Annotated in this window: 9 protein-coding genes and 1 tRNA gene; 5 read left to right on the top strand and 5 right to left on the bottom strand. The window is 67.7% G+C overall.

Going from position 1 to position 12,002, the window contains the following annotated elements; all coding sequences use genetic code 11:
* Nucleotides 1-317 precede the first annotated feature (317 nt).
* Together ABTV68_RS16085 and ABTV68_RS16080 are read left to right on the top strand one after the other, a co-directional pair.
* Nucleotides 318-965 carry an NADPH-dependent F420 reductase gene (locus ABTV68_RS16085; RefSeq protein ID WP_433674703.1) on the top strand — a complete coding sequence of 216 codons (648 nt, stop codon included), beginning with the start codon at nucleotides 318-320 and terminating at the stop codon, nucleotides 963-965.
* A gap of 363 nt (nucleotides 966-1,328) precedes the next feature.
* Complete coding sequence (locus ABTV68_RS16080; protein WP_433674702.1) at nucleotides 1,329-2,081, top strand: phosphotransferase; 753 nt, start codon at nucleotides 1,329-1,331, stop codon at nucleotides 2,079-2,081.
* A gap of 54 nt (nucleotides 2,082-2,135) precedes the next feature.
* Here the strand turns inward: ABTV68_RS16080 and ABTV68_RS16075 are convergent, their stop codons facing one another.
* Together ABTV68_RS16075 and ABTV68_RS16070 are read right to left on the bottom strand one after the other, a co-directional pair.
* Nucleotides 2,136-2,510: an SdpI family protein gene (locus ABTV68_RS16075; RefSeq protein WP_433674701.1), complete on the bottom strand. Its 375-nt coding sequence runs from the start codon at nucleotides 2,508-2,510 to the stop codon at nucleotides 2,136-2,138.
* Between the two features lie 216 nt (nucleotides 2,511-2,726).
* Nucleotides 2,727-4,175 carry a DUF222 domain-containing protein gene (locus ABTV68_RS16070; RefSeq protein ID WP_433674700.1) on the bottom strand — a complete coding sequence of 483 codons (1,449 nt, stop codon included), beginning with the start codon at nucleotides 4,173-4,175 and terminating at the stop codon, nucleotides 2,727-2,729.
* Nucleotides 4,176-4,867: 692 nt separating this feature from the next.
* On the opposite strand from ABTV68_RS16070, the gene ABTV68_RS16065 reads away from it, so the two are divergent.
* The 3 genes from ABTV68_RS16065 to ABTV68_RS16055 are packed head-to-tail and all read left to right on the top strand — an operon-like array spanning nucleotide 4,868 to nucleotide 8,282.
* On the top strand, nucleotides 4,868-6,508 hold the full coding sequence (locus ABTV68_RS16065; protein ID WP_433674699.1) for an acyl-CoA dehydrogenase family protein: 1,641 nt from the start codon (nucleotides 4,868-4,870) through the stop codon (nucleotides 6,506-6,508).
* 34 nt (nucleotides 6,509-6,542) lie between these two features.
* Nucleotides 6,543-6,941 (top strand): YccF domain-containing protein, encoded by a 399-nt coding sequence (locus ABTV68_RS16060; RefSeq protein ID WP_433674698.1) that lies wholly within the window; start codon nucleotides 6,543-6,545, stop codon nucleotides 6,939-6,941.
* Nucleotides 6,942-6,947: 6 nt separating this feature from the next.
* Entirely contained in the window at nucleotides 6,948-8,282 is a 1,335-nt protein-coding gene (locus tag ABTV68_RS16055) for an LssY C-terminal domain-containing protein (RefSeq protein ID WP_433674697.1), read from the top strand.
* A gap of 99 nt (nucleotides 8,283-8,381) precedes the next feature.
* Here ABTV68_RS16055 and ABTV68_RS16050 read toward each other — a convergent pair.
* From ABTV68_RS16050 to ABTV68_RS16040, 3 genes are all read right to left on the bottom strand, one after another.
* A tRNA-Ser gene (locus ABTV68_RS16050) sits at nucleotides 8,382-8,468 on the bottom strand.
* 74 nt (nucleotides 8,469-8,542) lie between these two features.
* A complete protein-coding gene (locus ABTV68_RS16045; protein WP_433674696.1) occupies nucleotides 8,543-10,807 on the bottom strand; it encodes a transglutaminase TgpA family protein in 2,265 nt (754 codons plus the stop codon).
* Nucleotides 10,794-12,002, bottom strand: coding sequence for a DUF58 domain-containing protein (locus ABTV68_RS16040; RefSeq protein ID WP_433674695.1), 1,209 nt, complete (start codon nucleotides 12,000-12,002; stop codon nucleotides 10,794-10,796). Before ABTV68_RS16040 ends, ABTV68_RS16045 begins: the two co-directional genes overlap by 14 nt.

Here is a 12,002-nt window from a genome sequence, read left to right as displayed (position 1 = left end):
CGGGTTGTGCGTGTCGGGGAGGTGGGGTGTTCCGCGTGGCCCGGTGTCGTGTTCGGTGGAAGATGTGGACCGGGTTGTGCGTGTCGGGGAGGTGGGGTGTTCCGTGTGGTGCGGTGTGGTGTTCGGCGGAAGGCGACGTGGATCGGTTCGTGCGCGTCGGGGATATAGGTGATCCTGCGTGTTCCGGTCTCGTTCTTTGATGCGAGCCGAAGTTGGAAAGCGGGTCGAGAGTGTCGGTGGCGTTCGTGTTCCCTCGTGTTCCGGCCGCGCTCTCGGTGCGAGCCGACGTTGAGAAACAGATCGATAGTGTCGGAGACATGAGTGTTCCCGCGTGCTCCGGCGTCGTCCTTGGTGTCATCGGCGCGGGGCGGCTGGGGCTTGCCGTGGCCCGGCTCGCGCTCGCGGCCGGTATGACAGTGCGGGTCGCTGGTTCCGGGGCAGCGATCCGCACGCGTCAGGTGGTGGCGATGTTCGCGCCCGGGGCTGAGGTGCTTGATGCTGGAGAGCAGTTGGGTGGGGACATCGTGGTGCTGGCGATGCCGCTGAGCGGGATCGATGACATCGATCCCGCTGTTCTGCGGGGAGCGATTGTGATCGATGCGATGAACTACTGGCCCGAAACGGATGGCGTTCGCCCGGAGTTCGACGATCCGTCGCGCCCGACGAGCACACTGGTGGCTGAGCGGTTCCCTGACGCGCAGGTGATCAAGGCGCTGAACCATGTCGCGTTCCGCGACCTGGAAGCGGGCGCGAAGCCGGTCGGGTCGCCGTACCGCATCGGGATCGGCGTCGCGGGCGAGGGCGCGGCGCTGGACGCGGTGGCGGATGTGGTGCGGTGCCTGGGTTTCGACCCTGTGACGGTGGGAACGCTCGCGGAGAGCGGCGTGTTGGAGCCGCGCGGTCCGGTGTTCGGTGCTGCGGTTTCTGCGGCGCAGCTGCGGGCCCGGATCGACATCGCACGCTGACGCGGCGAAGTTCTCGCGGACCGGTGCCGCGTGGACTCGGGCGGACCGGTGCCGTGTGGGCTGGGGCGGACCGGTGCCGTGTGGACTGGGGCGGACCGGTGCCGGGTGGACTGGGGCGGACCGGTGCGGGGTGGACTGGGGCGGACCGGTGCCGGGTGGACTGGGGCGGACCGGTGCCGGGTGGACTGGGGCGGACCGGTGCGGGGTGGACCGGTGCGGGGTGGACTCGGGCGGACCGGTGCCGCGTGGACTGGGGCGGACCGGTGCTGTGCGGACTGGCGTGGACTCGCGCTGCGCGGACCGGCTCTGCGCGGACTGGCTCTGCACGGACCGGACGCGGGACTATGCACGTAGCATCGTGGGATGGCTGACGTGGAAGTCCCGCTGACGGGTGGCAACGCGACTGCCGGTGTCGTGCGTGTAGGTGACACGGTGCGCAAGCCCGTCGTGGCGTCGAGCTCCGCGACGACGCACTTCATGGAGGCCATGCTCGGCGCGGGGATCGATGTACCCCGCCCGCAGGGCGTGGATGCCGCTGGGCGGCTGATCCTGGAGTTCGTTCCCGGCACCCTGGCCGACGATGATGCGCCCGAGCTCGGCCAGTTGGAGGAGGTTGGCCGACTCATCCGGCGGATTCATGATGCGTCGCTCCTGTACGTTCCCGAACCTGACGCGGTGTGGGATGCGATCATTCCCCCGCCCGGTAGCCCGGAGCTGATCTGCCACAACGACCTCACGCCGTGGAATCTCGTGATGGGCGAGCGCATGGTCTTCATCGATTGGGACGGTGCGGGTCCGAGTACGCGCGCGTGGGATCTTGCGTATTCGGCGCAGGCGTTCGCGGGGCTTCACGCCGAAGCGGATGAGGCCGCTTGTGCGCAGCGCTTGCGCGCGATCGTCGATGGCTATGGTCCAGATGAGGTGCTGCGGCGTGCGCTTCCCGCCCTCCTCGCCATTCGAGCGCAGGCCATGCACGACATGCTCGCGGACGCTCATCGCGACGGCCGAATGCCGTGGGCGCGGATGTACAAGGAGGAACACGGCGCATTCTGGGCGGCAGCGGCGGCGTGGATTCGGCAGCGTGAACATGTCTGGCAGGCAGCGCTGCGGACCTGACCGCCACCGTCACTGTCGCGGCTCGAGTCGAGTGCGTGCAGCGAGGTTCGCCCGTCAGCTGATGCCGGACTGCTGAGCGACCGTATTGGCGGCCTGACGGCCGACGCGCGCGGCGAATAAGACGCAGACCAACATCACGATGGCGCCAGTGAGCGCGACCGCGGCGATGACGGGGGCAGGGAGCGGGAACAGCGCGCAAAGCCCGGTGGCTGTCGCGGCTGCCGCCGCGAGCATGGTCGGGCGCTTGGCTCGCATGTGAGCCGCAAGCCAGGCCTCATCGCTTGCCATCGTGCTCGCGATCCGAATGCCGACGATCGGGTTGCGCTTGAGCTTTCCGGATGCCGCCGCCTGCGCTGACCACGCCAGCAGAACGCCGGAGCCCGCCATCGCCACGAACAGCACAATCCTCACCCCGAGTTCCGTGCCCATGTCTCGATCCTACGGATGACGCACGAAGCCACAGCAAGTAGGTGTGCATTTCTGCGGCGCGAGCGCGCGGTTCAGTGACACAAGCCCGGGGCTGTCGAGACGGCCGGTCTCAACTGGCGGGTCGACAAATCACGAGGCCGAACACCGAGCTGGTTCATTGGATTGATCACGAGGGTGGTTCATCGGGCTCGTCACCAGGGTGGTTCATGAGGCCGGTCACCAGGGTGGTTCGCCGTCGGGTGCCGTTCCACTGCTACTCCCGCTCGAACCGCCGCCGCCGGATTCGGGGTTCGTGGTGAAGGTGACGGTGCGGGGTTCGGGGTCTTCGATGTAGTGGTATCCGGCCGGGGTGATGTACTCCACAACCCCGGCGGGGTGTGGGGTGATCTTCCATCCGGCGTTGGTCTTCAACGTGTGGTGTCGGCGGCACAGCGGGGCAAGGTTCCCGACGTCGGTCTTGCCACCCTCAGCCCATCCCTCATTGTGGTCGATGTCGGTGTACCGGATCGGGACACGGCACCCGGGGTGTCGACAGTGCTGATCCCGGTGAGTGAGGAAGCGTTTCATCTCCGCCGTGGGACGATACCTATCCGTGGCGAGCACAGCACCGGTGATCGGGTGGGTGAGGATCCGATCCCACCCCGGCATACCTCCCGTGAGGAGGCGGGCGGTGTCCGCATCGATCGGGACCGCACCGTCCAGCTCGGCACCATCGTCTCCGGTTCCGATCAGGGTGAGCACCGGGATCGTGACCGCGACTGTGGCGTGGATGGAGCCGATCGCCGTGTCCACGCTGTGGGGAGTGTTCGTCAACAGCAGGTCCGCGAGAATATCGGCACGCATCTGATCCACCGTCCGCGAATCACGCACATCACCCACGCTCGCACCCACACCCGTACCCGTACCCGTACCCGCACTCGCCGCCGTGGCTGTGGAGGCATCCGTGGCGGCGGGGGCAGCACCAGTGACGCCCACGTCAGAGCCGGCACGTCCTGCGGCGTTGTCCGCATCACGCAGGGCGTGCGCCATCTGATCCAACCGATCCTTCACCCCGTGCGCGAGCACGGACGGCAGGTAGGCATGCAGGGTCGACATCCCATCCAGATCATCCGTCACCCACACCGACCGGGCACGGCGCGCCTCACGATGACGTTCCGTGATGCCCACATCCCGAACCTCTTCCGCCACCCGCGCCAGCATCCCCCTCAACCGATTCGCAGACTGCACCCGCGCGAGCGGCAACGCACGCCCCACATACTCCTCACGCGCAGGACCAGCCTCGATCCGGACGCCATGCTCCAGAATCTCGCGAACATGCCGGGAACTGATATCACCCGACGACAACGCAACATGCACCGCCGGGAAGTCATGCACCAACTGAAACGCATCCGACATCCACCGCTGAACCGTGCGATCACTCACCCGAACCGCAGCCCCCACCTCCGCCGCAAGCGACCGCAACCCCAGATCGGACTCCGACGACCGCCCCAACGTCGCACCCGAGAGCTCAACGAGATCCGCGAGCAACGCCGCCTCCAACGCATCCGTCGCCGCCCGCGACCGCGTCACCGCCACGATCGCATCCACATACGCCCGCACCACCTCGACATTCGGACCCATATCGGCCACCGCGATGCCTCGGGTGGGTCCGGTCTCGGTTGTCATTCCCCTCGAAGCGGCCGGACGGTGGTGTTCGCTTGACGTCCTCGGCGCCGGGGCACCAACATCTGCAGCTCGGGCTGCATCCCTGGATACCGCTGGCGAATCAGATTCGAAGGTCATGTGACTATTCTGCTTCGATTCATAGAACAAAAACGCGAAGGCGTGAGAGGTGTGGATAACTCGCGGCGGTCGCCGCAGATCCCACCAGCGCGGAAACCCCGCTCCGGATTCGACCGGCGCCGTCGCGGCTTCCACGATGTCGCGGACGAACAACGACATGGACCCCCAACGGTGCGGCCCCGCAACGGCGTGGCCCCGCAACGATGCGGCCCCGCAACGGCGTGGCCCCGCAATGACACGGACCCGCAACGACACGGACCCACGGCGAGACGGACCCCACGGTGAGACGGACCCCACGGTGAGACCGACCCACGGTGAGACGGATCCCGCAACGCCACGGACCCGGAACGCCACGGACCCCCAACTCCGCGCCCCCACAAATGATCAATGCACCGCAATGAACAACGCCCGTCCCAACCGACCCTCGCGACCGAGAACGCGCCGCCGCATCCCGGTGCGTCCGCGCCCGCCGCCACGCCACCCGGAGCAACGCATGAATCCATCCACACAATCTCCTCCTCAACGTCGGAGCCCCGGCGTAACCTCGTCCGAAACACCGAACGAGGGGGAGCACAATGACCAGCACCCACACCGTCACCAACCAGGCCCCACCGCGCGAGGGGCTGAACGAGTATCTGTTGAATCGGCCGCTGGTCGAGGGCGTCACCGCGTTCGGGGCCGACTGGGCGCGAGAGGATCTTGCGAAGACCGGAGAGCTCGTCGGTACGGCGGAATTCCAGCATGACGCCGAGCTCGCGAATACGATGGAACCGAGGCTCATCGCCTTCGATCGCTGGGGGAATCGACGCGATGAGGTGGAGTACCACCCGGCTTACCATTCGATCATCGGCAGTGCCGTGGCATCCGGAGCCCACACCTCCGCCTGGTCAGAGCCACGTGGGGGAGCGCACGTCGCACGAGCCGCGCAGTTCATGCTCTTCGCGCAGATCGAACCTGGGCATGCCTGTCCGATCTCCATGACACACGCGGTTGTGCCTGCGCTCCAGCAGTTCGCTTCCACGGAGCTGCAGAGAGCCTGGCTTCCGCGGCTCATGGATCGTCGGTACGACCCGGTGCTGCATGCCGACAAGAGATCGGCGCTGTTCGGCATGGCCATGACCGAGAAGCAGGGCGGCTCCGACGTCCGTGCTAACACGACGATCGCGGTTCCGATCGGCGGGGGAGAGTATCTGCTTCGCGGTCACAAGTGGTTCTGCTCTGCTCCGATGTCCGATGGGTTTCTCGTGCTCGCCCAGGCCCCGGGCGGCCTCAGTTGCTTTCTCCTGCCACGCCTACTCCCCGACGGACGTCGCAATCCGTTCGCAATCCAGCGACTCAAAGACAAGCTCGGCAATCGGGCGAACGCGTCCAGCGAGGTCGAGTTCGACGCCTCGCATGCCTGGCTGGTGGGCGAAGAAGGACGCGGCGTACGGACCATCATCGAGATGGTCAATCAGACTCGACTGGATTGCCTGCTCGGCTCGACGGCCGGGATGCGCCAGTCCACAGCAGAGGCGATCTGGCACGCACAACACCGCTCCGCGTTCGGCGCAACACTCGCCGGCCAGCCCGCCATGACGCAGGTGCTCGCGGACCTCGCGGTGGAGACGGAAGCGGCGACGGTCGCCTCGCTTCGCATCGCGGCAGCGTACGACACCGACGCGCCGGCAGCCGACGAGCCCTTCCGTCGCCTGGCCACGGCTGTCATGAAGTACTGGGTCTGCAAGCGTGGTCCGGGCCACGCATACGAGGCATTGGAGTGCCTCGGCGGGAACGGGTACACGGAGGCGTTCCCGCTCGCTCGCCGCTATCGTGAGCAGCCGGTGATGGCGGTCTGGGAAGGATCCGGAAACGTCATCGCGCTCGACACGCTCCGCGCCCTCGCGCGGGAGCCTGACTCGCTCGACGCCTACGTTGACGAAGTGCAGACAGCGGCGGGAGCGGACCGGCGTCTGGACCAATTCGTCGATCACACGGTGGCACTCGCGCATCGAGCCGCCGTCGATCCGAGCTCTCCCGAGGCGCAGGCCTCCGCACGTGCGCTGACCGAAGCGCTCGCGGTGTCGCTCCAGGGTTCGCTCCTCGTGAGACACGCGCCCACCGCGGTGTCCGATGCCTTCATCGCCACGCGGATCAGCGACGCTCGCGGGTTCCTGTACGGCGCGGGACAAATCACCGGAGCAGCGGCGATCATCCGGCGTCACGCCGGATCCTGACCCCGAAATCCGATGCACATGGAATCATGGCCGCATGCGCACGATCCTCAACATCATCTGGCTGATCCTCTCGGGGTGGGCGCTGTTCCTGGGCTACACGCTCGCGGGAATCCTGCTGTGCATCCCGATCTTCACCATCCCGTGGGCGATCGCCTCGTTCCGCATCGCCGGTTACGCGCTGTGGCCGTTCGGACGCGAGGTGGTGGCCAAACCGACGGCGGGAGTCGGCTCATTCCTTGGCAACGTAGTCTGGGTGATCCTCGCCGGCTGGTGGCTGGCGATCACACACATCGTGTCGGGAATCGCTCTGTGTGTCACCATCATCGGCATCCCCATGGGCATCGCGGACTTCAAGATGATCCCGGTGTCGCTGGCACCGCTGGGCAAGGAGATCGTCTCGACGCGACGCGGGTCGTTTGATCGGACACTGTGACAGAGCATGCCCCACACGTCGGATCCTGCTGAGGAGCGCTCCACCACAGTGAGGCGTAGCGCGCTGCGCATGCAGCAGCCGTTTGATCGCTTCACGGTGTTCGACCGCGTTGCGTTTCTCATCGGAACGGTCGCTGCGGTCTGGCTGGCGACGCTCCTCGTGCTCCAGGGATTCCGCACCTGGTGGGGGCTCGGGCTCGCGCTCGTCGTCTGGGCGCTGCTGGCTTACCTCGCCCTTCCACGGCTGCACAAGATGCTCTCCGATCTCTACGTTCCCGACTATTTCTTCGGCCGCACGCGCACGGCGGACGGCCTCCTCGGAGACCCGGTGAATCTCGCGGTGGACGGTTCTTTCGAACAGCTCGACGCGGTGATGCGCCGCGCCGGGTGGCATACGGCGGACGAGATCTCGCCCTCCTCCACCTGGGGGATCATCGTCTCGACACTCACGCGGCGGTCTTATCCCACGGCGCCGGTTTCCAACCTGTACCTCTTCGGACGCCGTCAGGACGTCGCCTACCAGCAGGAGGTCGCCGGCAACCCGAAGCAGCGACATCACGTGCGTTTCTGGCACACACCGCCGGGATGGCCGCTCCCGGGTGGTGCGCGCGTGGACTGGTTGGGAGCGGGCACCTACGACACCGACGTGGGTCTGTCGCTGTTCACCCTCCAGATCACGCATCGTATCGACGAAGACACCGACGTCGAGCGTGACTTCGTGGTCTCTTCCGCGGTGGCGGCGGACGACTCCGTCCGCGTGGGCGTGCTCAGAGACTTCACGACGGGATACCACTCGCGAAACGGGGGCGGGGATCGATTCATCACCGACGGTGACCTGCCCATCCTCGACCTGTCCGAGGTGGAGACCTCCCTCTCGGACGCCACCACAACTGCACGCTACGTAGCCGAGAAGCGAGCGCGTCCTCCGATGACCACGATCTTCGGCGCGATCGTGGTTCTGATCGGCGCGCTGTTGAGCGGCCTCGATATCCTCAGCGCCCTCACCGACACGGCCGGTCTCGACGACATCGAGATCGCCGCGCTCTGGATCGTCCTCGGGATCTTCGCGGTGGCCCTCGGGATTCAGATCGTGCTGGCTATCAACATGCTTCGCGGCGGTCGGCGCGCTCGCAACACCCTCATCGTCCTCCTGACGATCACCATCGTCGCAGCCGCGGTCAGCTACCTCGACGGCACGATCGCGCTCGGGCTCGATTTCGCCCTGTTGAACGCCACGGTCCAGTGTCTCGGCCTCCTTGCGCTCACCACGGACTCCGCAGGTGCATGGTCGCGACGCCGTCTCACCGATGACCTCGATGCAGCGCCTCACGAGGCCCACTAGTCACGGTTCTTTCAACACACCCTTCGCAACGACCGAACGGCGAAGGCCCTCGATCCCCGTATTCCCGGGGATCGAGGGCCTTGCCGTCGTGCACTTCTGCGGAGAATGGGGGATTCGAACCCCCGAGGGCTTTAACACCCAACACGCTTTCCAAGCGTGCGCCATAGGCCACTAGGCGAATTCTCCTCGGCTCAGTGAGCCACGTACGATCCTACCCTGTGTTGTGGGGTGCTCATGACCGGCCTGACCGACCGGGCGCGTCACGACGACGGAACCGTCCGCCGCGGCAGCAGAGACGCCGGCAGGAACCGAGCGCGGCGTCGGATGCGGGGGCTCGATGTCTGACGCCAGATGCGATGGACGTCCGCCACAGCCGCGGCGAGCGCCTCGCCGTCGCGATGAGCATCGCCAGCGCGCGCGTAACTCGCCTGTTCGATGGCGGCACGCAGCAGATCGAGCTCGTCGCGCGGAGCGCCGGTGGCCTTGACGATCCGATCGACGAACTCACGGGGAGTGTCCGAATCGTCGACACGGACGCCATGGTCCGTGGCGTCCGCCTGAAGCTCCGCCCACGCGGCGGCCGCGTCACCGCGGCGCGTCGCGGCCATGCGTCGCGACCGCAGAACGGTGCGCGTGGCGAACGGGGCCAGCGCGATGACAGCCGCGAGGATGATCCACCCCAGAGCGGTGAGCAGGGCACCCAGATCGAAACTCAGTCCGCCGCCCGTGGTGCCGGTGTCAGTCGGGTTCTCGATATCGGGACGCTCCGGCTGAGCGGTGGCGGTCGGCGTCGGGGCGGCAGCCGTCGGCTCGGTCGGGGTCGTCGCCGTCGGGGCCGCGGAGAGAAACCGCGTGGCTACGCCCAGGCTGGCGGTGGGCTCGAACGGAACCCAGCCGATGCCGGCGAAGTAGACCTCCGGCCAGGTGTGGAGCTGGTCCGAGGTGACCTCATACTGCACTCGCTCGTTGACGCTCGTCCCGGTTGCCTCACCGGGAAGGAAGCCGAGCGCGATCCGCGCCTGCATGCCGAGGTCGCGAGCCATCAGCGTGAACGCGGCGGCGAAGTGGACGCAGTAGCCGCTGCGCTGTGTGAGGAACGCTTCGATGGCGGCGGCGCTCGATCCGTCATAGCCGTCTTCGACCGGCGTGTCCAGCGAGTAGGAGAACTCGCTCGAGCGGAACCAGGTCTGCAGCGCCACCAGCTTGTCGTAGTCGGTCGCCGCCTCAGCAGTCACCTGCGCGGCGTACTGGTGCAGCAGAGGCGCCTCCTCCGCAGAGAGCCCCGTGCTGGCGCCGACCTGCGCCGATGCCGCGCGGATCTGCTCCAGGGAGGGAGTGGCGGTCGTGTAGGAGGCGGTGTAGGCGAGGCCGTTGATCACTTGACCGTCGGACGCGACCGTCCGGTTATCGGGATCCGCTCTCCACGATGAGTCGACACCGGTCAGATCGAAGGGCTCCGCCGGCAGCGGAAGCATCGTGGAATCGACGCCGTCGACCGCCGCTGCCAACTCATGAGTCGTGGTCGTGATCGCCGGATCGCGCGGCTCGGGGAACTGGGCGAGCCACTCCAGATCGACGCGCTCAGCTTCATCCGGCTCCCAGACGCTGCCCGTGAACGCCGACATGGTCGTGAGGCGAAGGTACGGCACCGGCCCGCCATCGGTGGTGAACGTGAGCATCCGGGTGTTGTTCGGACGTCGGAGATCTTCGCCGAGGTCGAGCGTTGCGTCGATGCGGTTGGCGCTGCCGAGGCCGAAGCCGTTCAACGACCCCGTGCCGCCGCGGGGCAGGAGCGGAGCGACGACCAAAGCCGCGACCAGCGCGATGACGACCGACGCGACGCCGGCTCCGACAACGCCGCCCGGGCGGAGACCACCGCGAAGTCGCACGCGCCGATACAGCAGCGCAGCTCCGACGGCGATGATCAGCGCGAGTGCGACCCCATCGCTGCCGTGGGGCAGGACGGCGGACGGCGCGAGCGCGAGGGCCAGGGGGATGAGAATCGCGGCGATCGTGGCGCGAAAGGTGGTGACGATGAGGTCGGCCAGCACGGTGACGAGCGCTATGGCTGAGACGAGCAAGAAGGAGAGCGTGGGATCCTCGGGCATGGGGGCGACGCCCTCCCGAATCTGCTGCACTGCGCCGCCCGCGAGCAGGTCCCAGCGACCGAACACCTCGGGTGTGGGGATCACCAGCAGGAGCGCCTCAGTCGGAGCGGCGAGCAGCGTGGCCGACCCGAGCCCGACGAGCACCTGGGCGATCAACGCACCGATCCCGCCCGTGCGCAGGACGCGCATCAGGAATCCCACGCCGAGCAGCACCGCGATCGTCAGCACCGCCTGCAGTCGCCAGGTCTCACCGGAGAAGATCCGTCCGAACGGCAGCAGGGGCAGACAGAGCAGCACGCCCAGGAGCAGCGTCGTGATCGCGTCCGAGCGGCGACGACGGGCACCCGGCGAAGAAGGCGAGCCGGGCGGCATCTCCGGCGCACGCGTGGTTGGCGCCAGGGCCTCACGGACGACCATGAGTCACCTCCGTGCCGACCGCACGCGCCCACGCCGCGCGCAGCGCCGTCGCTCCCGGTTCGCTCACCGCGCTCGTACGCCAGCCGCGAGCCGCCGCACGTTCCGCTCCCGATCCGGCGGCGCCGACAGCGAGCAAGACGGGAAGGGAGGAGCGCGCCGCGATGCTTCCCGTCGCATCCACGGCGGCGTCCACGCGTCCCGCCGTGATGAGTACGACGGGTCCGAGTTCGGCGGCCATCGGAGCCACACGCACGGCCGCGTGCACGCTCTGCAGCCGCGCGAGCACCGCCAGGGCCGAGCGGATGCCGTCCTCGTCGGCGATGTCGGCGACGAGGGTCGATCCAGACGTGTCGGTCAGCGTCACGGCGTACCCGTCGCGAACGAGCCGCACCACCACCGAGATCGCGGCGGCCAGTGCCGTCTCCAGGTCTGCCGACGCTGACCGACCCGCCCCGTGCTGGCGGACCCGGTCGATGATCACCGTGGCGCGCGGTGTGCTCTCGAACTCCTCCTGACGCACCATGAGTTCGTCCCGATGCGCCGTCGCCCTCCAATGGACCCGGCGCAGCGAGTCGCCCGGCGTGTAAGGACGCGCGATCAGGTTGTCGGCGCCTTCCACCGCTCGCGGTGACATCGCCGAGTGTGTGCCACCGCTCTCTCCCGCGGCCTCGGACAGTGAGGCGAGTTCGTGCACCTCGGGTCCGACCAGCACCGAGAACGCTTCGCCCATCGTCGGCATCCGTCGGGCGAGCCCCAGAGCGTCGACGAGTCCCACGCGCAGCGGCCCGACGCTGTGATCGCCGCGAGCGGTGCCGGTGAGTTCGTAGCGGATCGTGACGCGGTCGATGCGCTGGTCGTTCGGTGTCACGATCCCGCTCGCCCGACCCGCAAGGCCGGTCGGTACGTGCTCGCTCCAGCGCGTAAGACCGGCGGGTGCCGACCCCGCCGACCAGGTGGCCGCGATCTCGATCTTCTCGCCGACGGCCGAGACGTCGGGGAGGACCCGGTGCTGAACCGCCCCGGCGACACCGCCGAACCACAGGATCGCCAGGCTGCCCAGCACCAGCAGCACGAGCGCCACACCGGCGTAGACGACCGCATCGAGCCCGATGCGCAGGCCCACGACTGTGATCACGAGCCCGACCACGAACAGCACGGTGCCGCGGCTCGTCAACGGCCAGAACGGAGCCCGCAT

This window comes from Microbacterium gorillae, assembly GCF_050990725.1.
In the GTDB taxonomy this organism is placed as follows: Bacteria; Actinomycetota; Actinomycetes; order Actinomycetales; family Microbacteriaceae; genus Microbacterium; species Microbacterium gorillae_A.
This window is presented reverse-complemented; position numbering and strand designations above follow the sequence as displayed.

Coding starts and splice junctions, on each gene's coding strand:
- ABTV68_RS16070 (WP_433674700.1), bottom strand. CDS start 4,175: ATGACAACCGAGACCGGACCCACCCGAGGCATCGCGGTGGCCGATATG.
- ABTV68_RS16060 (WP_433674698.1), top strand. CDS start 6,543: ATGCGCACGATCCTCAACATCATCTGGCTGATCCTCTCGGGGTGGGCG.
- ABTV68_RS16065 (WP_433674699.1), top strand. CDS start 4,868: ATGACCAGCACCCACACCGTCACCAACCAGGCCCCACCGCGCGAGGGG.
- ABTV68_RS16040 (WP_433674695.1), bottom strand. CDS start 12,002: ATGCGGGCTCCGTTCTGGCCGTTGACGAGCCGCGGCACCGTGCTGTTC.
- ABTV68_RS16080 (WP_433674702.1), top strand. CDS start 1,329: ATGGCTGACGTGGAAGTCCCGCTGACGGGTGGCAACGCGACTGCCGGT.
- ABTV68_RS16075 (WP_433674701.1), bottom strand. CDS start 2,510: ATGGGCACGGAACTCGGGGTGAGGATTGTGCTGTTCGTGGCGATGGCG.
- ABTV68_RS16085 (WP_433674703.1), top strand. CDS start 318: ATGAGTGTTCCCGCGTGCTCCGGCGTCGTCCTTGGTGTCATCGGCGCG.
- ABTV68_RS16055 (WP_433674697.1), top strand. CDS start 6,948: ATGCCCCACACGTCGGATCCTGCTGAGGAGCGCTCCACCACAGTGAGG.
- ABTV68_RS16045 (WP_433674696.1), bottom strand. CDS start 10,807: ATGGTCGTCCGTGAGGCCCTGGCGCCAACCACGCGTGCGCCGGAGATG.